The following is a 15,371-nucleotide window of genomic DNA, read 5'->3' as shown; positions in this document are numbered from 1 at the left end:
GTGTTATGTGAATTTTCTAACCCGATTCTCAGCTTCCTGTGGCCCCCGGCATACTCACATCAGTCTCCCTATTCACCCCGTGACCAGAGAGCAGGCCATGACCGTACAGGAGGAGAAGGCGCAGCGGGTGGGCCCTCAGCCGGGGACGTGGTATCTGGACCCGCTGCACTCCAATCTGATCTTCGTCGCCCACTATCTGAAGTTCGGCCGCGTCCAGGGCACGCTCAACCGAGCCCGCGGAAGAGTGTGGGTTGCGGAAGACCCCCGCGAATCCAAGGTGGAAGTGACCGTCAACACCGCAAGCCTCAACACGGGGGTCAAAGCCCGCGACACGCACCTGCGCTCCGCCGACTTCCTGGACGTGGAGCGGTACCCCGAGATGCGGTTCGTCAGCACCGGGATCGAAACGCCCACCGACCGCAAAGCCAACGCGTTCATCTTGCACGGGGAGCTGTCGCTGCACGGTGTGACGGCACCGGTCTCCTTGGACTGCCAGTGGGTTGGTGAAGCGCCGCACTATCTGGGCGCCGAGCACGGCTACGGCCACTTCTTCAGCGGAAGCACGGTGCTGCGCTTGTCGGATTTCGGCATCAGCGACGGCGGCGAGCTGCCCTGGGGCGGTCGCCTGATCGGCGACGAAGTGGACATCGTGCTGGAGATCCGGTTGCAGGACAGCGACCCCGGCGACGTGGAATAGTTTCCGGTCAATTTCCGGTCGGTTTCCGACCGTCTTTCCCGATCCCGCGGTCACCATCCCAGGTGGCCGCGGAGAAACACGAGCTGATCAGCGACCACGCGCTCATACGACTCCCCGCCCCGGTAGACCTCCCAGTGGCGCCCCGGATAGCCGCGCAGCTCGATCCGCGGATTACGGGCCGCAACTTTCCGCACGTACTCGAAGGGAATCTCCTGGTCCTGCTCTGCCGCGCACACGAGGACAGGAACCGTGATCCGGTCCACCACCGACCCAGGGGCATAACGGGCAAAGGAGAACACTGCGCGCGGAGCGAACTCGTTGCGCCACAGCGTGTCTTCGCTGTCGTTGACGTTGAGAGCCCGCCGCACAGACGGGTCAGTGAACATCGCAGCCTGCCCCGGCTGTCCCACGACTTTCACCAGCAGCGGTGCCCGACCGCGCCAGGCCCGCCAGGCGTCCCGCACCGCAGCCACCGCCAGCTTGCGGGTGCTCGGATCAGCAAGGGAGCGGAGTTTGTCCCTGGTGGTGCGCCAGTCGCCGAGCCAGGGGATCTGCGCCACGGCTGCGGCAATCCGCTGGTCATCCGCTGCGACGGTAAGCACGTGGCCGCCGCCTAGGGACGACCCCCACAGGGCGATGCGGTCGGGGTCGATGTCGTCGCGGGAGCGGGCGAACCGGATCGCGGCGTGCCAGTCGGCTTGCTGTCCGGCGATGTCGACGAGTTGGCGGGGTTGTCCTCCGCTGGCCCCGAAGTTGCGGTAGTCGAAGGTGAGCACGGTGAGGCCTGCGTCTGCGAACCGCTGCGCGTAGTGGCTGAGGCGGTCCATGGTTCCGGTGAAACCGTGGGCCATCACCACGCACGGCTGCCTGCCGGGGGCGGGTTCCGCCGGGTGGTAGAGGATTCCGGCGCATGCGACGCCGGCAGAGTCGAAGCTCACCTGCTCTCGCCGGGTCTGTCCGGTCACGGCAGCCTCCAGGTTGGGCGGGCCTCGAGTGCCGTGGTTCATGACACGCCAGGGCACTGAGGCGGCACTCGGGTTGTTCTGTGCCTTCCGTACCCGCTTTTCGACGCTGTGAGGCTTACGCTGCGCTCGCGAAGGAGTCAAAGCCTTCTGGCGGAGCGAGCATGGCAGGACCGTTTCGCGCAATGCCCATCCGTCCGGTTGGGGTCTCTACCGTCCTGCCTGCCGGGGTGATCCGGCGGGGAAGGGCTCTTGGTGAGGCACTTCAGCCGCGCCGCCACCTGGAAAGTTCATAGCGGGCAGAAGGCTGTGAGCTGGGTGCAGGCGTGGAGCACCGTGCTGGCCAGCAGAGCCGTGCTCGTGAGGAGCACAAGCGTCCGCAGTCCTAGGCAGGACTGGATACGTGGGCTGGTGCACCGCTGCTTGTTCAGGTGTTCTGCCTGATCGGCGGTGCTCGCCGTCCGAGAGTCGTCCGGATGGATGATGCGGTAGGGGAAGCGCGGTTCCCGGCGAGCGTACATCCACGCTGGCAGCACGGTTTCGGGCGGATCGTTGGGGATCCAGGGACGAGGGGGGCGTATTCGAGGCTGGGGGTGACGAATGGTTGTGGTCATGCGGGTTTCCTCGCGAGGCAGGGGGCGACAGCACTGTCGAGTGATGCGGTGGAGGCCGGTGTTTTCCGGCCTGCCGCTCGGCGGTGGAAAGAGGGTGGTGGTTAAGGTCAGCCCGTCGTTCCCTCAGAGACCGGGATCAATCGGATGGCTCCCAAGCCAGGAGAAAGTAGACGCCGTTTTCCCGTGGGGAGAGTGTTCCCCACTGCGTTGCCCACTGGTCGACGAGAAACATGCCTCGGCCATGCTCGGAGAACGGATCCTCTGGCGGGACGACACGGGGCACGGAGCGCGGGCGGCGCGGGGGCAGGGTGCGCACTTCGACGTGGACACCGCGTTCATCCGTGCACACGTGAACGTGGAACTTCTGTCCGGGATCCCCGGAACGGGTGTGGCGGATCGCGTTGGTGCAGAGTTCGGACACGATCAGCTCTACCCGGTGCACGACTTCGTCGGGAGCACTGGTCTGGGGGCAGAGGCGGAGCATCCCGGTGACGAATCTGCGGGCGGCCGCCACACTGTCCGGAATTCCGGGGAAAGACGTGAGGGAAATCGTCACCGGGCCGCCTCCTGACCGAACGGTTCGAGAAAAGCGATCAGGATTAATGGGACAGAAAAGCAGATATTGCACATTCGCTGCATCCTGCGCAGCGAGGAGGAATTAGCCTAGTCCATGAGTCACCACCTGGTTTGGGAAGGTTGGAGGCTAAGGCCCTGGTTCGGCGGTCGCGACGCCGGCCAGGGCCGTTTGTTTGACAGATCCATGCAGCTTCTCGAGGGGGCCTTAGACCGTCGCATCTAACACTCCCTCAACAAATCCAGAACATCCACTGATTCAACAGAACTGGTGTTTTTTGTCTTTCAGTGTTGTTAGATGTTGTGGACATGTGTTGAGGAGTGGAGGAATGGCAGACAGGGTCAACCCCCACTGGCTGAAGTTAGGTTCTCAAATCCGACTTCTCAGGGAGGCGCAAGGACTTTCTCAAGCCCAGCTCAGTCAAGCGCTCAACATCTCACAAGCGATGCTCAGCGCTGTGGAGCGAGGAATCCGGAACTGCAAACCGGATCTCGCAGCACAAATCGACCACGTCCTTAACACAGGCGGGAAGGTCAGAAGGCTGTGGGAGATCAACCACACCAACAGCGCCTTCCCGCACTGGTTCCGGGACATCGTGCAGTTGCAGCGTGCCGCTTCCGAGATCTGGGAGTTCCAGATTGCTTTGATCCCCGGCCTGCTTCAGACCAAGGAGTATGCGCGCACGCGGATCCAGCTCTCCCAGCCCACTGCCAGCGTCGAGGAGATCGACCAGAAAGTCAGAGCTCGTCTGGACCGTCAGTCCACCTGACCTCAGCTCGTCCCCCGCTGCTGGTGGTCGTCCTCGACGAATCAGCACTGATCCGCCCAATCGGTGGGCGAGCAGTCATGGGACAACAGCTCGACCACCTCCTAGAGATCTCACAACTCCCGAATGTCAGGATCTATGTAGTCCCGATGTCGACCGAGTTCCACCCGGAGCTTATGGCGGGATTCCAGGTGATCACGGTGCCTGATCGAGGCCAAGTCCTCTATCTGGAAACACGGATCTCCGGCATGCTGGTCGACACCACAGACGAACTGCATCACTATGCGCGTCTCTTCGGGGAGCTACGAGGAGCCGCTCTTCCACCCGATGCATCACGGAAACTGATCGAGAAGATCAGAGGAGAGTTCCTATGAACCACCACACTGAATGGCGTAAGTCCAGCTACAGCAGCGACACCGGGGGAAACTGCCTGGAGATTGCTGAGGTTCCCGGATCGGTGCTAGTCCGTGACACCCAGCACCGGGAGCTGGGCCACCTGGACTTCACCCCGGAGGCATGGGCTGCTTTCCTCGCAGACGTCAAAGCAGGACGCCTGTAACAAGGATGACTTCTGGCCCCCGGACTTTGGATTCGGGGGCCACACCGGAGTAATTTCTCCCCCTGCCGTCTTCAGGACTATTGACCTAGCGATATTGTCCAGGAATTCTGCGAGGGGAAAGCAGCTCTTACCGTCCTGCCGCTCGTATGGACACCTGGATCCGTTACACGGACTGGAGCGTTCGAAACAGCAACCTCTCCTAGCTTCCTCGAAAGCACAAGGGCTTTCCCCAGTCTTCACATGCAGCAGCCATGGGACGGCCAGCCGCAGCGACCAGGCCGAGTACCGCAGACGCGTCCTTTCCGGACCCGGTGGGGCGGCCACGAGCATGGTGCGCTCCCTTCTGAATCCAATGAACCGCCCCGGCTGCGGGCAGCCACAGCGGTTCGTTGGATTCAGGCGCACCCACGCCCGGACTCCTTCGCGTCACGCACGTCCGATAGCACTCACGGCCTTTCAGTTCAGTCCTGTTCGGGGCGCAGAGTGCCCACTGCGAGCCCTTCGGTGAGCAGCCACCACAAGCGGTCGCCGACCTCGGTGGTGCGACGCAGGGTGCGGCGGAACTCGTGGAGGCGACGAAACGCGTCCCCGTAGGCGCGCTGCTCAGCGATCGGCAGGCGGGGCACCTCCACTTTGCGGAGCTCGGCGATGCGGGTGACCCCGGGACGGCTGGTAGATGCGGCCGCCGCGCAGGCTCCTGAACCGGTGAGGAATCCCGCAAGGAACCACGGGTCGACCACTTCGGGATTGGGGCGCAGCAGGTAGATGCTGCTGTGCAGCGCAGCCTGCTCGTCGGTGATCACCCGTGCCACGGGCCGCCGGGCGATCCGCGGCAAGACCACGTCCCCGGCTTGGAGCTGGACCGTGTTGTTGTCCGAGCGGACCCTGCCGGACGGTGCGGTGTCGCGTTCGATGTCTTCCGCGGTGAGTGCGGGCAGGGACGGTTCGTCGTCCCCCGGATCCTCTCCGGAACGCCGGTACACGATGTCCAACCCGCCGATGCGGCTCAGTTCGCCCAGGGTGACCATCGCCTGGTAGAGGGTGCCGGTGGCGGGACGCAGCCCAGGCAGGGAAGTGACGAGGTCCTCGGAAAGCCGCATGAGGTCGCTGCGGGTCTCGTCCAGGTTGTCGGTGCCGGCGCTCAGCCGCTGCACGTAGCGCCCGGGGGCGACGTCCACTGCCTCGTCCAGCAGGTCGGCCAAGGGCACGGCCCGGTGGCGGCCCGGGGTCTTCGCCACCGCATCCGGATCGGTGAGGAATTCCCGGTAGGTGGCGGTGATGGCGTGGGCCACGGCCGACCAGGGCTGGGTGGAGCTTTCCGGGGAGTCGTCGACGCGCCCATCGGAGGCGTCGAACAGCAGCACCTTGCCGGGCAGGTCGGTGCTGTCTTCCGGGTTGCGGAGGATCCACAGGGTCAGTGGCGTGCCCATCGGGGTGGCGAGTCCGGTGGGCAGGGCGATGACCGCGCGCAGCGCGCCACGCCGGAGCAGTTCGCGCCGGACCCGCCGGCCGCTGCCGCGGGACGCCACGGCGGGGGGCAGCACAACGATCGCGGTACCGCCGGGCCGCACGTGGGCGAGGGCGTGCTGCACCCAGGCGAGTTCGGGCTCTTTGCGGGCAGGAGTGCCGTACCGCCACCGGGAGTCGAAGCTGAGCTCTTCGAACCCCCAGTCGGTCTGGTTGAACGGGGGGTGGAGGACCACCGTGTCGGCGGCGAGACCGGGGAACGCGTCCGCGCGCAGCGAGTCGCCGACGCGGATGTCGGCGTCTGCTCCGGCGAGTTGCAGGCGGACTCTGGCGAGGCGGGCAGCCGCAGGGTCGATGTCCTGTCCGTAGAGGGTGACACCGGGGGCATGCCGTGCCATCGCGTGCAGCAGGGTTCCGCTGCCGCACGACGGGTCGAACACGGTGCCGGTCTGCTGGGCGGCGAGTTCCGCGATCAGGGCGCCGAGTTTCGGGGTGTCGGCGAAAAGCTGGCGGGAGGCTGAGGACAGGTAGCGCTGGTGGAGGTGTTCGAGGGCGTCCGGTGCGGGGCCGAGGACGCCGACGCGGGTGACTGCTTCGAGGAGGGGGCGGCGCCACACCGCGGGGTCGGGCAGCACCGGCGGATCAGGGTCTGGTCCGAGCTGGGCCAGGAGGTGGGCGCCCAGTGCGTCGTCGGAGAGTTCCGCCAGCTCGAAACCCTGGTCCCGGAGTGCCAGGGCGGCTCCGAGGAAGGCGACGGCGTCAGCCCCGTCCAGGTGCCTCCGGAGGGGGTCGAGCAGGCTCCACACCGCCTCCACCGCGGCTTCAGGGGTTTCTTTCTCGGCAAGCTTGTTCGTCTTGCGCAGCCACTCTTTCACTTCGGCGAGGTCGAAGAGCGGGCTGTTCTCGGTTCCGCCGACAGGAGCGGGAAAGTCCGGGTACCGCCGCCGCCAGTTGCTGACGGCTGCCCTTCCCACTCCGGCCAGGCGAGCGATTCCGACCGAGTTCACGGTGGCAGTCCCGGCTGGGGTGGATGGCATCGCGACTCCTGCGTGGTGAGGGCTTGCTGGGGGAACCCTACCGCGCAGTCAGTACACAAGCCACCACCACCCAAGAAGAATCTGTATGTTGACTACGTACACAATCCATGTTTACATGTTTCTCAGTTTCCAGCAGGAATCACTGCGTAAACAACTCGGCGCCGTCTGGCGTCGCGTGCCTGTCCACGTCGACCTGCCACCACTCCCACCAGCGAAGGGACACTGCCATGACCCACCCCGTACCCCCAGTTCCCCAGCCTCAGCCGAAGAAGAGCCGCGGCTGCCTGTGGGCGACGCTGATCGGGCTAGGCCTCGTCGTACTCTTCGGCTTCGTCGGCTGTGTCGCGGTCATCGCCAGCGTGGGAAGCGACTCCTCCAGCTCGGGGCAGAGCGCCTCCTCCGGCGACAAGAAGGACGACAAGGGCGACAGCGCGGAAAGCAGCGACGAAGAGAAGACCGCCGGCATCGGCGACACCGTCGAGGACGGGGCGTTCGCCTTCACGGTGACCGACATCGAGACCGGCGTATCCCGGATCGGCAACGACTTCCTGCACCACGACGCCCAGGGCCAGTTCGTCATCGTGCACGTCACCGTCGAGAACATCGGCGACCAGGCCGAGATGTTCCACGGATCCAGCGTGAAGCTCTACGACGCCGACGGCAAGGAGTACTCCAACGATGGCGAGGCGGAGATCTACCTGGAGGACTCCGAAGCGTTCCTCACCGATATCAACCCCGGCAACAAGGTCGACGCGAAGGTGGTCTTCGACCTTCCTGAAGGCGTGGAGCCCGTCTCGGTGAAACTCCACGGATCCCTCTTCAGCAGCGGGGTCACCGTCTCACTGTCCTGACCCGCTTGTCGGGAGACCGCACACCGGCCCTGCCCCGGTCTGCCGGGGCAGGGCTGTCTGCTGTCGGGCACAGCAGCATGTGCCCGGCGCCGCTCAGAACGCGTCGATCTCGGCCCGGGTAGGCATCGACGTGCTCGCCCCAGGAATCCGCACCGACAAAGCGGCCGCTTTCGCGGCGAACCGCAGCGCCGACTCCGGGTCCTGGCCCTCGGTCCGAGCCACCGCATACGCCCCGCAGAACGTGTCCCCTGCCCCGGTCGTGTCGACGGCCTCCACCTGGACCACCGGGACCCACAGGGGTTCGCGGTCCCGGGCCCCGTAGAGCGCACCCCTGCTGCCCAACGTGATGATCACCTCGGGCACGGTCTCCAAGAGCGCGGCCAGTGCCCGCTCCGGGGTGTCCTCGCCGGTGATCGTCGCTGCCTCGTACTGGTTGGGCAGGAGGACGTCGACGCACTCCAACAGCTCCTGGGGGAGCGGCTGCGCCGGGGCAGGCGTCAGTACCGTGGTCACCCCGAGTGAACGACCCGCCCGAGCCGCCGCAATCACCCCGGACAGCGGCGTCTCCAACTGCAGCAGCAGCGCCTGGGCGCCGTCCAACAGCAGGGTGTCGTTCTCCCGCAGCCCGGTGACCGTGCCGTTAGCACCCGGGATGACGATGATCGAGTTGTTCCCCTCCCGGTCCACGACGATGTGGGCGATTCCGGAAGCGCCCCCGACTGTGCGCAGCCCGGAGACGTCGATGCCGTTGTCGACCAGGGTGGCGCGCAGTTGAGGGCCGAAAACGTCGTCGCCCACCGCGCCCAGGAAGACCACGTCCGCCCCGGCCCGTGCTGCGGCGATCGCCTGGTTGGCGCCCTTGCCGCCAGGAACCTGGCTGAACTGCCGTCCCTGGACGGTCTCCCCCCGGGCGGGCGGGGTGTCCACGTAGGCCACCAGGTCCATGTTGACGCTGCCGAAGACTGCGATCCGCGGTGCCACTCCTTGCTTCACACTCCCACGCTATCCAGGAAAGGCTCAGTCAAGCTGAAAATCAGCGATGACAGGGGCGTGATCGGACGCGCCTTTGCCTTTGCGTTCCTCGCGGTCGATCTTCGCGTCCGTGGCCCGCTCGGCGAGCGCGGGGGAGGCCAGGATGAAGTCGATGCGCATCCCTTTGCGCTTCGGGAACGCCAGTCCTTTGTAGTCCCAGTAGGTGTAGACCCCGGGGCCGGGCGCATGCGGCCGTACCACGTCGGTGAAACCGGCGTCCACTACGGCGTGGAAAGCGTCCCGCTCCGGCTTAGTGACATGGGTGCGGCCTTCGAACTCCGCCATGTCCCACACGTCCTCATCGTAGGGGGCGATGTTCCAGTCCCCGCACAGCGCGATCTGCGCTTTCGGGTCCTCGGAAAGCCACGCCTCCCCGGCTTCGCGGAGCCGGGCCAGCCACTGCAGTTTGTAGGTGTAGTGCGGGTGGTCGATTTCCCGGCCGTTGGGCACGTACAGGCTCCACACCCGCACTCCCCCGCAGACGGCGCTGATCGCGCGGGCCTCCGCCTCCTCCGGTTCCCCCCACCCGGGCTGGCCGGGGAAGCCGATCTGCACGTCGCTGAGCCCCACCCGGGAGGCGATCGCCACACCGTTCCACTGGGACAGCCCGTGGTGGGCTACCTCATAGCCGAGCTCGGTGAAGACCGCGGTGGGGAACTGATCGTCCCGGCATTTCGTTTCCTGGAGAGCGACCACGTCCACGTCGCTCCTGCGCAGCCAGGCAGCGATCCGCTCACTACGCGCCCGAACGCTGTTCACATTCCACGTCGCCAATCGCACACCGCAAGGCTAGCGCTCATGCTCTGCGCCCCCGAACCCGCTCAGTCAGGGAGGAAAGCCCGCATCTCCAGTTCTCAGCGTTTTCCCAGCCTGTACCCGCCTATATCCCAGGAAGAGGAGGTTGGATGGTCGATGTCCCATGGACTCTCCACCATGACCGGCGCGCGGCGGGTCCCGCCTCCGGGGACGGGGGCGGGACCGCGTCGGACGCGGGGCCGCGCCGGCCGCTGGGCGAGCGCAGCCCGGAAAGTTCCCCGGTTCAGCCTTGAGACCGGCATGAATACCATGGCAGGAGCCCCCGAAGTCTCCCGCTAGGTGGATCGATGACGGAATCAGAGACCACGGCGCGACCCCATGTCCTCGTAATCGACGACGAACCGAACATCCGGGACTTGGTCCAGGCGGCCCTCCGTTTCCACGGTTTCGAGGTCAGCACCGCCGGTTCCGGGGAGGAAGGACTCGCCCTTGCGCGTTCAGAACGGCCGGACCTGATTCTGCTGGACGTCCTACTGCCGGACATCAGCGGCTTCGACGTGTGCCGCCGACTGCGGGACGAGGACGACGACGTCCCGGTGATCTACCTGACTGCTCGGGACACCCCTTCGGACACGGTGACCGGGCTTTCCCTGGGCGGCGACGACTACGTCACCAAGCCGTTCTCCGTCGAGGCCCTCATCGCCCGCGTGCGCGCCCTGCTGCGCCGGGTCAAACGCGACCCCAACTCCGCGCAGTCGTCCGACGGCGTCCTGCGGGTCGCCGACTTGGAGCTGGACGAGAAGACGTGGACGGTGCGCCGCGGCGGGGTGCCGATCGACCTGTCGCCCACCGAGTTCCGGCTGCTGGCCTACATGATGCACAACGCCGGACGGGTGCTGACCCGGGCCCAGCTGCTGGAAAACGTGTGGGGATGGGACTACGCGGGCCAATCCCAGATCGTGGAGACCTACGTCAGCTACCTGCGGCGCAAACTGGATCCCTTCGGCCCCAACCTGATCCACACCCAGCGCGGTGTGGGCTACGCGCTCCGCGTTAAAGAAGACGACAAATGATCATCGGCGGGCTGTTCGCGCCTCCGGGAACACTGCGGTCCAGGCTGCTCGCTGGCCTTCTCATCGTCACCGGGGTGGGGCTGCTGGTCAGTTCGCTGGTCAGCGTGCTGACCCTGCGGTCGTTCATCACCGAGCGGCTCGAAGCCCAACTGCTCTTCACCACGGAGCGGGCCATGATCCGGTTGGACAACGACACTCCACCGGTGGGGGTCGACGCCCCCAGTCCGTCCCCCTACTTCGTGGTGCTGCTCAACCCGGAGACCGGGGAGGTCAACCAGATCTACGGTGACACGCTCCGCGAAGACGTGGTGTTGAACCGGCTCGCCCACCTCTCCTTGACGGAGCTGCGCTCTTACGCCTCGTCGCAGGAGATCGTCGAACTGGACACCCCCGATGAAAGAGTTCCCCCGCACTTGATCACGGTGCGGATGCGCCCCAACGCGATCATGGTCAGCGGGGTGCCTACCGACGAGCGGGAAGACTATCCGCGCCAGTTGGTCACCGTGCAGCTGATCACCGCGGTGCTGCTGCTGGGCGGGCTGCTGCTGATCGGCGGCCGGCTGATTGTGCGGGCGCTGGCTCCGCTGGACCGGATGGCGACCACCGCTGGACAGATCAGCACCGGGTCCGACCTGGGCGATCGAATGCCCGACGCCGACCCGTACAGCGAGGTGGGGCGGCTCGGGATGGCGATCAACACCATGCTGGCCCGTTTGGAGAACGCGTTCCGCGCCAAGGCGGAGTCTGAGCGGCGGGTCCGTGATTTCGCTGCCGATGCGTCCCACGAGCTCCGCACCCCGCTCACCACCATCCTCGGCTACGCCGAGCTGTACCGGCAGGGGGCGATCCCCGACGCGGAGCTCCCCGAGGCGATGCGGCGGGTCGAAGCGGAAGCGACCCGCATGTCCAAGCTCGTGGGGGAGCTTTTGGAGCTGGCCCGGCTGGACCGCACCGGATCGCTGGAACTCGCCACCCGCGACGTGGCTGAGATCGTCCGGGACATGACCGGGGACGCGGCGTCGCTGGAACCGGAGCGGGAGTTCACCCTGGACGTTCCCGACCGGCTCTTCTGGCGGATCGACGAGACCCGCTTCCGGCAAATCCTCGCGAACCTCCTGTCTAACGTGCGCGAACACACTCCGCCGGACACCCCGGTGACGGTGCGGCTGCACTCGGACGGCGATGAGGTCGTGCTCTCGGTGACCGACGCGGGCCCGGGGATGTCCCCCGAGGACGCGTCCCGGGTGTTTGACCGCTTCTACCGGGCTGCTCGGGATCCCGGCGGGGGCAGTGGCCTGGGGCTGCCCATCGTGAAGGCGATCGCGGACGCCCACGGCGGCAGCGTCACCCTCGACACTCGGCCCGGCGAAGGGACAACGGTTACGGTGTGTATTCCTTCGGGGGATCACTCCACAGACTGACGCGTATCACCACCTACCACGCCCGGGTCGTTGAAAGTGCCGGTCAACCTTGAGATTTCGCTGATGTAAGCCGCGATCCTATGCCAGGATTGCCCATGGCGGCGAGCGCCGGAGAGGCGGTTTCACTCCCCATCTCCGTTACTGAGGGTAATAATCCCGACCTCTTCTCCGGAAAGCCGCGCATTGACCCCCGCTCCAGGTCCCCGGCGGGATCTGGACTCGTCCGCAACGGACACCCCCTCTGTGTGGGTATGGGTGGGCAATCCCCCATTCCACTACATAGAGAAACTGTTTAGTTGCATAAAGTTATAATCTGTGTTGTTGGGTGGTTTTCACCGTCACACTTGGGAGGAGACTCTTCTTCATGCGCCTAGCCTTCTGCCGCCGGCCGGGCTGCCGACCCCGACACGCGCGTCCGCCGTGGATCGTGCGCGCCACCCGGGCGCGTTGGCTGGTGGCCTCCTTCGCCGTGCTCTCCCTCGGCGGTGCAGCCGGCCTCCTGTCGCCCCACGCTGAGGATTCGATCGCGCAGTCCACACCCGACGCTGAGATCCAGCCCGCCGCTGTCGCCTCGTACTTTGCACCCCAGCACACCACACCCCCCGTGCCGGTGGTGCGCACCACTCCCCCGCAGACCCTGACGCGTGCCGCAGACCTGCAGCCCGTGACGCTGCCCCGCCCGTCGGAACCCACTCCCACACCCCCCGCGGAGACCGACGACCGCAGCAACGACCGACGGGAGATCGCTGAACTGTCCGGCCCCGACCACTGGTCCCCCCGCTCTGAAGCGCCGCACCGCTACTCCCCCTCGTCCAGTCCGGAAGCCACGTGCAGCGACTCCGTCTTCATGCTGTGGGAGGGCTGCGGTGAGGAAGATTTCTAACAGCGTCACCCCCCGCCGCTAAGTTGTACACATGTACGAATCAGCGGCGCTTCCCTCGCCTCGGCGCGACGCGACTCTGTCCCTTACCCAAGCACGCCACGTAGCACTGGCTGCGCAAGGATTCGCCGACCCGCGCCCTTCCGGCACGGTCACCGCGCACCACCTGCGTCAGGTGGTCGACCGGATCGGCGTCATCCAGATCGACAGCGTGAACGTGCTGTGCCGCAGCCACTACCTGCCGGTGTACGCGCGTCTCGGCCCCTACGATCGGGCGCTCCTCGACCGGGCGGCGACCACGCCCGGCCACTTCCTTGTGGAGTACTGGGCGCACGAGGCCAGTCTCATCCCCCTGCACACGCACCGGCTGCTGCGGTGGCGAATGGCGGACATCACCGGGGCATGGCGTATCGTGCAGCGCGCCGGGGAAGAACACCCGGAACTGGTCCGGGCGGTCCTCGACGAGGTCGCCCGGACCGGTCCGGTCACCGCCCGCCAAGTCGCGGACGCGCTCCGGCACGACCTCCCGCACAGCGCAAAGCGGTGGGGGTGGAACTGGTCGGTCGTGAAATCCGCGCTGGAATACCTGTTCTGGCGGGGCGAGATCACCGCGAACGGGCGCAACCAGCACTTCGAACGCCGCTACGACCTGACCAGCCGGGTGCTCCCCGCAGAAGTGCACACCGCGCCCGACCCCGACCCGGACGATGCCCGGCGCCAACTCGTGGCGATCGCCGCCCGCGCCCACGGGGTAGCCACCGAGCGGTGCCTGCGCGACTACTTCCGGCTCAGCGCCGCCCACGGCCGGGCAGCCGTCCGTGACCTGGTGGACTCCGGGGAGCTCATCCCGGTCCGGGTCGAAGGGTGGCGGCAACCCGCCTACCTGCACCGCGACGCGCGTTTCCCGAATTCGGTGGCGGCGCGGGCGCTTCTCAGCCCGTTCGACTCCCTCGTCTGGGAGCGGGCACGCATCAAAGCGCTCTTCGACTTCCACTACCGCTTGGAGATCTACGTGCCCGCCGCCAAACGGGTGCACGGCTACTATGTCCTGCCGTTCCTGCTGGGAGACCGCCTCGTCGCCCGGGTGGACCTGAAAGCCGACCGGGCCTCCGGCAGGCTGCTGGTGCGGCGTACCACGCTGGAAGACCACGCGCCCGCGGACACCATGGCGGAGCTCTCCGCGGAACTGGATCAGATGGCGGAATGGCTCGGTTTGCCGGAGGGCGTCGTCCACAGCGCGGACTGACCAGCCGGGCAGCCCACACGAGGGCCGCCCGGCTGGCAGGTCACACCCGTTCGATGATGGTGACGTTGGCCTGTCCCCCGCCCTCGCACATGGTCTGCAGCCCGTAGCGGCCGCCCGTGCGGCGCAGTTCGTGGACGAGCTTGGTCATGAGCACGGCGCCGGTGGCCCCCAGCGGGTGGCCCAGGGCGATCGCACCGCCGTTGGGGTTGACCTTCGCCGGGTCGGCGCCGATTTCGTCGATCCACGCCATGGGGACCGGGGCGAACGCCTCGTTGATCTCGACCACGTCGATGTCGTCGATGTCCAGCCCGGCCTTGCGCAGCGCGATCCGAGTGGCGGGGATCGGCGCGGTGAGCATGTACACCGGGTCGTCCCCGGCCAAAGCCAGTTGCACGATCCGCGCCAAGGGGGTGAGCCCGTGCTCGGCCACGGCCCGCTCCGACGCGATGAGCAGGGCGCTCGCCCCCACCGAAATCTGGCTGGAGACGGCCGCGGTCAACGCCCAGCCTTCGCGGAGCGGTGCGAGCTCGGCCATCTTCTCCAGCGACGTGTCGGGGCGCACCCCCTCGTCGTGGGTGACCCCGGCCAGCGGGGCAGTCTCCGCGTCGAAGTAGCCCGCTTCGATCGCCGCGGCAGCCCGACGGTGGCTTTCCAGCGCGTACTTCTCCAAGTCCTCGCGGGTGTACCCCCACTTTTCACACATCAGTTGGGCCCCGCGGAACTGGGAGATCTCCTGGGTGCCGTACCGTTCGACCCAGCCCTGCCCGTAGACGGACAACCCGTTGTCCACGGCGAACTGCACGTTGGCGCCCATGGGGACCATGCCCATGTTCTCCACACCCGCCGCGATCACCAGGTCTTGGGTGCCGGACATGACCCCTTGCGCCGCAAAGTGCACGGCCTGCTGGGAGGAACCGCACTGGCGGTCGATGGTGACCCCCGGCGTACTCTCCGGGAGTCCGGCAGAAAGCCATGCGGTGCGGGCCAGGTCGAGTGCCTGCGGCCCCACCTGGGTGACGCAGCCCATGATCACGTCCTCGACCGCGGCCGGGTCGATCCCGGTCCGGTTCACCAGTTCTTTGAGCACGTGGGCGCCCAGGTCGGCCGGGTGCACCGCAGCGAGCGCCCCCTTCCTGGTCCCGATCGGGGTGCGCACCGCTCCGACGATGTATGCCTCGGCCACGGTTCCTCCTTCGGTCGCGTGAGCAAACCTCCATACCGAACGATATTCGGTTGAGGGGCGGGGGCAACCCGTTGCACCCGCTCCTTTTCACGCCGTTGCCCGCCTTCGCCGCGTGGGTAGGAATCCGTGATGGACTTATCCCTGTCGCCGACACCCGGCAGTGCTCCGGTCGTGTCCTCCCCGCCTCCCGGGAGTCCCACGGCCGCGGGCCTGCCCGGCGTCCCTCCTCCCACCGACGGAAACTCAGCGGAAA

Annotated in this window: 16 protein-coding genes; 9 read left to right on the top strand and 7 right to left on the bottom strand. The window is 66.7% G+C overall.

Features of this window, described 5'->3' with window-relative positions; genetic code table 11:
• The first annotated feature begins 97 nt into the window (after positions 1-97).
• Positions 98-697 carry a YceI family protein gene (locus TFU_RS01335; protein WP_016188092.1) on the top strand — a complete coding sequence of 200 codons (600 nt, stop codon included), beginning with the start codon at positions 98-100 and terminating at the stop codon, positions 695-697.
• Between the two features lie 50 nt (positions 698-747).
• On the opposite strand, the gene TFU_RS01330 is transcribed toward TFU_RS01335, so the two are convergent.
• The 3 genes from TFU_RS01330 to TFU_RS01320 form a co-directional block, all read right to left on the bottom strand.
• Positions 748-1,662, bottom strand: a complete 915-nt coding sequence (locus TFU_RS01330; RefSeq protein ID WP_155983526.1) for an alpha/beta hydrolase — start codon at positions 1,660-1,662, stop codon at positions 748-750.
• Positions 1,663-1,949: 287 nt separating this feature from the next.
• Complete coding sequence (locus TFU_RS01325) at positions 1,950-2,273, bottom strand: hypothetical protein (protein ID WP_011290713.1); 324 nt, start codon at positions 2,271-2,273, stop codon at positions 1,950-1,952.
• 136 nt (positions 2,274-2,409) lie between these two features.
• Positions 2,410-2,829, bottom strand: a complete 420-nt coding sequence (locus TFU_RS01320; protein WP_041427585.1) for an ATP-binding protein — start codon at positions 2,827-2,829, stop codon at positions 2,410-2,412.
• 346 nt (positions 2,830-3,175) lie between these two features.
• Here TFU_RS01320 and TFU_RS01315 point away from each other — a divergent pair, with 346 nt between their 5' ends.
• Genes TFU_RS01315 through TFU_RS01305 form a run of 3 tightly spaced genes read left to right on the top strand, consistent with a single transcriptional unit; the run spans position 3,176 to position 4,172 of the window.
• The gene (locus TFU_RS01315; protein WP_011290711.1) at positions 3,176-3,616 is read left to right on the top strand and encodes a helix-turn-helix domain-containing protein; all 441 of its coding nucleotides are present in this window, start codon (positions 3,176-3,178) and stop codon (positions 3,614-3,616) included.
• 23 nt (positions 3,617-3,639) lie between these two features.
• Entirely contained in the window at positions 3,640-3,987 is a 348-nt protein-coding gene (locus tag TFU_RS01310; RefSeq protein ID WP_011290710.1) for a DUF5753 domain-containing protein, read from the top strand.
• The gene (locus TFU_RS01305) at positions 3,984-4,172 is read left to right on the top strand and encodes a DUF397 domain-containing protein (RefSeq protein ID WP_011290709.1); all 189 of its coding nucleotides are present in this window, start codon (positions 3,984-3,986) and stop codon (positions 4,170-4,172) included. The genes TFU_RS01310 and TFU_RS01305 overlap by 4 nt, the downstream gene beginning before the upstream one ends.
• Before the next feature lie 461 nt (positions 4,173-4,633).
• On the opposite strand, the gene TFU_RS01300 is transcribed toward TFU_RS01305, so the two are convergent.
• Positions 4,634-6,676 carry an N-6 DNA methylase gene (locus TFU_RS01300; protein WP_011290708.1) on the bottom strand — a complete coding sequence of 681 codons (2,043 nt, stop codon included), beginning with the start codon at positions 6,674-6,676 and terminating at the stop codon, positions 4,634-4,636.
• Positions 6,677-6,903: 227 nt separating this feature from the next.
• On the opposite strand from TFU_RS01300, the gene TFU_RS01295 reads away from it, so the two are divergent.
• The gene (locus TFU_RS01295) at positions 6,904-7,527 is read left to right on the top strand and encodes a DUF4352 domain-containing protein (RefSeq protein ID WP_011290707.1); all 624 of its coding nucleotides are present in this window, start codon (positions 6,904-6,906) and stop codon (positions 7,525-7,527) included.
• Positions 7,528-7,620: 93 nt separating this feature from the next.
• Here TFU_RS01295 and TFU_RS01290 read toward each other — a convergent pair whose 3' ends face one another.
• Both TFU_RS01290 and TFU_RS01285 read right to left on the bottom strand, forming a co-directional pair.
• A complete protein-coding gene (locus TFU_RS01290) occupies positions 7,621-8,508 on the bottom strand; it encodes a ribokinase (RefSeq protein ID WP_011290706.1) in 888 nt (295 codons plus the stop codon).
• Positions 8,509-8,544: 36 nt separating this feature from the next.
• Complete coding sequence (locus TFU_RS01285; RefSeq protein WP_011290705.1) at positions 8,545-9,339, bottom strand: exodeoxyribonuclease III; 795 nt, start codon at positions 9,337-9,339, stop codon at positions 8,545-8,547.
• Between the two features lie 323 nt (positions 9,340-9,662).
• Here TFU_RS01285 and TFU_RS01280 point away from each other — a divergent pair, with 323 nt between their 5' ends.
• From TFU_RS01280 to TFU_RS01265, 4 genes are all read left to right on the top strand, one after another.
• The gene (locus tag TFU_RS01280; RefSeq protein WP_011290704.1) at positions 9,663-10,388 is read left to right on the top strand and encodes a response regulator transcription factor; all 726 of its coding nucleotides are present in this window, start codon (positions 9,663-9,665) and stop codon (positions 10,386-10,388) included.
• Positions 10,385-11,809 (top strand): sensor histidine kinase, encoded by a 1,425-nt coding sequence (locus TFU_RS01275; protein ID WP_011290703.1) that lies wholly within the window; start codon positions 10,385-10,387, stop codon positions 11,807-11,809. The genes TFU_RS01280 and TFU_RS01275 overlap by 4 nt, the downstream gene beginning before the upstream one ends.
• Positions 11,810-12,173: 364 nt before the next feature.
• Positions 12,174-12,692 (top strand): hypothetical protein, encoded by a 519-nt coding sequence (locus TFU_RS01270; protein ID WP_011290702.1) that lies wholly within the window; start codon positions 12,174-12,176, stop codon positions 12,690-12,692.
• Between the two features lie 31 nt (positions 12,693-12,723).
• Positions 12,724-13,935: a winged helix-turn-helix domain-containing protein gene (locus tag TFU_RS01265; RefSeq protein WP_011290701.1), complete on the top strand. Its 1,212-nt coding sequence runs from the start codon at positions 12,724-12,726 to the stop codon at positions 13,933-13,935.
• 40 nt (positions 13,936-13,975) lie between these two features.
• On the opposite strand, the gene TFU_RS01260 is transcribed toward TFU_RS01265, so the two are convergent.
• Positions 13,976-15,118 carry an acetyl-CoA C-acetyltransferase gene (locus TFU_RS01260; protein ID WP_011290700.1) on the bottom strand — a complete coding sequence of 381 codons (1,143 nt, stop codon included), beginning with the start codon at positions 15,116-15,118 and terminating at the stop codon, positions 13,976-13,978.
• Positions 15,119-15,371 lie beyond the last annotated feature (253 nt).

Origin of the sequence: Thermobifida fusca YX (genome assembly GCF_000012405.1) — a bacterium.
In the GTDB taxonomy this organism is placed as follows: domain Bacteria; phylum Actinomycetota; class Actinomycetes; order Streptosporangiales; family Streptosporangiaceae; genus Thermobifida; species Thermobifida fusca.
Note: the sequence above shows the minus strand (reverse complement) of the source record. Positions and strands in the feature narration are given on the sequence as shown.

Bases quoted from the DNA above. Each gene is read 5' to 3' on its own strand.
- TFU_RS01275 (WP_011290703.1), top strand. From the start codon at position 10,385: ATGATCATCGGCGGGCTGTTCGCGCCTCCGGGAACACTGCGGTCCAGG.
- TFU_RS01295 (WP_011290707.1), top strand. From the start codon at position 6,904: ATGACCCACCCCGTACCCCCAGTTCCCCAGCCTCAGCCGAAGAAGAGC.
- TFU_RS01300 (WP_011290708.1), bottom strand. From the start codon at position 6,676: ATGCCATCCACCCCAGCCGGGACTGCCACCGTGAACTCGGTCGGAATC.
- TFU_RS01280 (WP_011290704.1), top strand. From the start codon at position 9,663: ATGACGGAATCAGAGACCACGGCGCGACCCCATGTCCTCGTAATCGAC.
- TFU_RS01315 (WP_011290711.1), top strand. From the start codon at position 3,176: ATGGCAGACAGGGTCAACCCCCACTGGCTGAAGTTAGGTTCTCAAATC.
- TFU_RS01335 (WP_016188092.1), top strand. From the start codon at position 98: ATGACCGTACAGGAGGAGAAGGCGCAGCGGGTGGGCCCTCAGCCGGGG.
- TFU_RS01265 (WP_011290701.1), top strand. From the start codon at position 12,724: ATGTACGAATCAGCGGCGCTTCCCTCGCCTCGGCGCGACGCGACTCTG.
- TFU_RS01305 (WP_011290709.1), top strand. From the start codon at position 3,984: ATGAACCACCACACTGAATGGCGTAAGTCCAGCTACAGCAGCGACACC.
- TFU_RS01325 (WP_011290713.1), bottom strand. From the start codon at position 2,273: ATGACCACAACCATTCGTCACCCCCAGCCTCGAATACGCCCCCCTCGT.
- TFU_RS01270 (WP_011290702.1), top strand. From the start codon at position 12,174: ATGCGCCTAGCCTTCTGCCGCCGGCCGGGCTGCCGACCCCGACACGCG.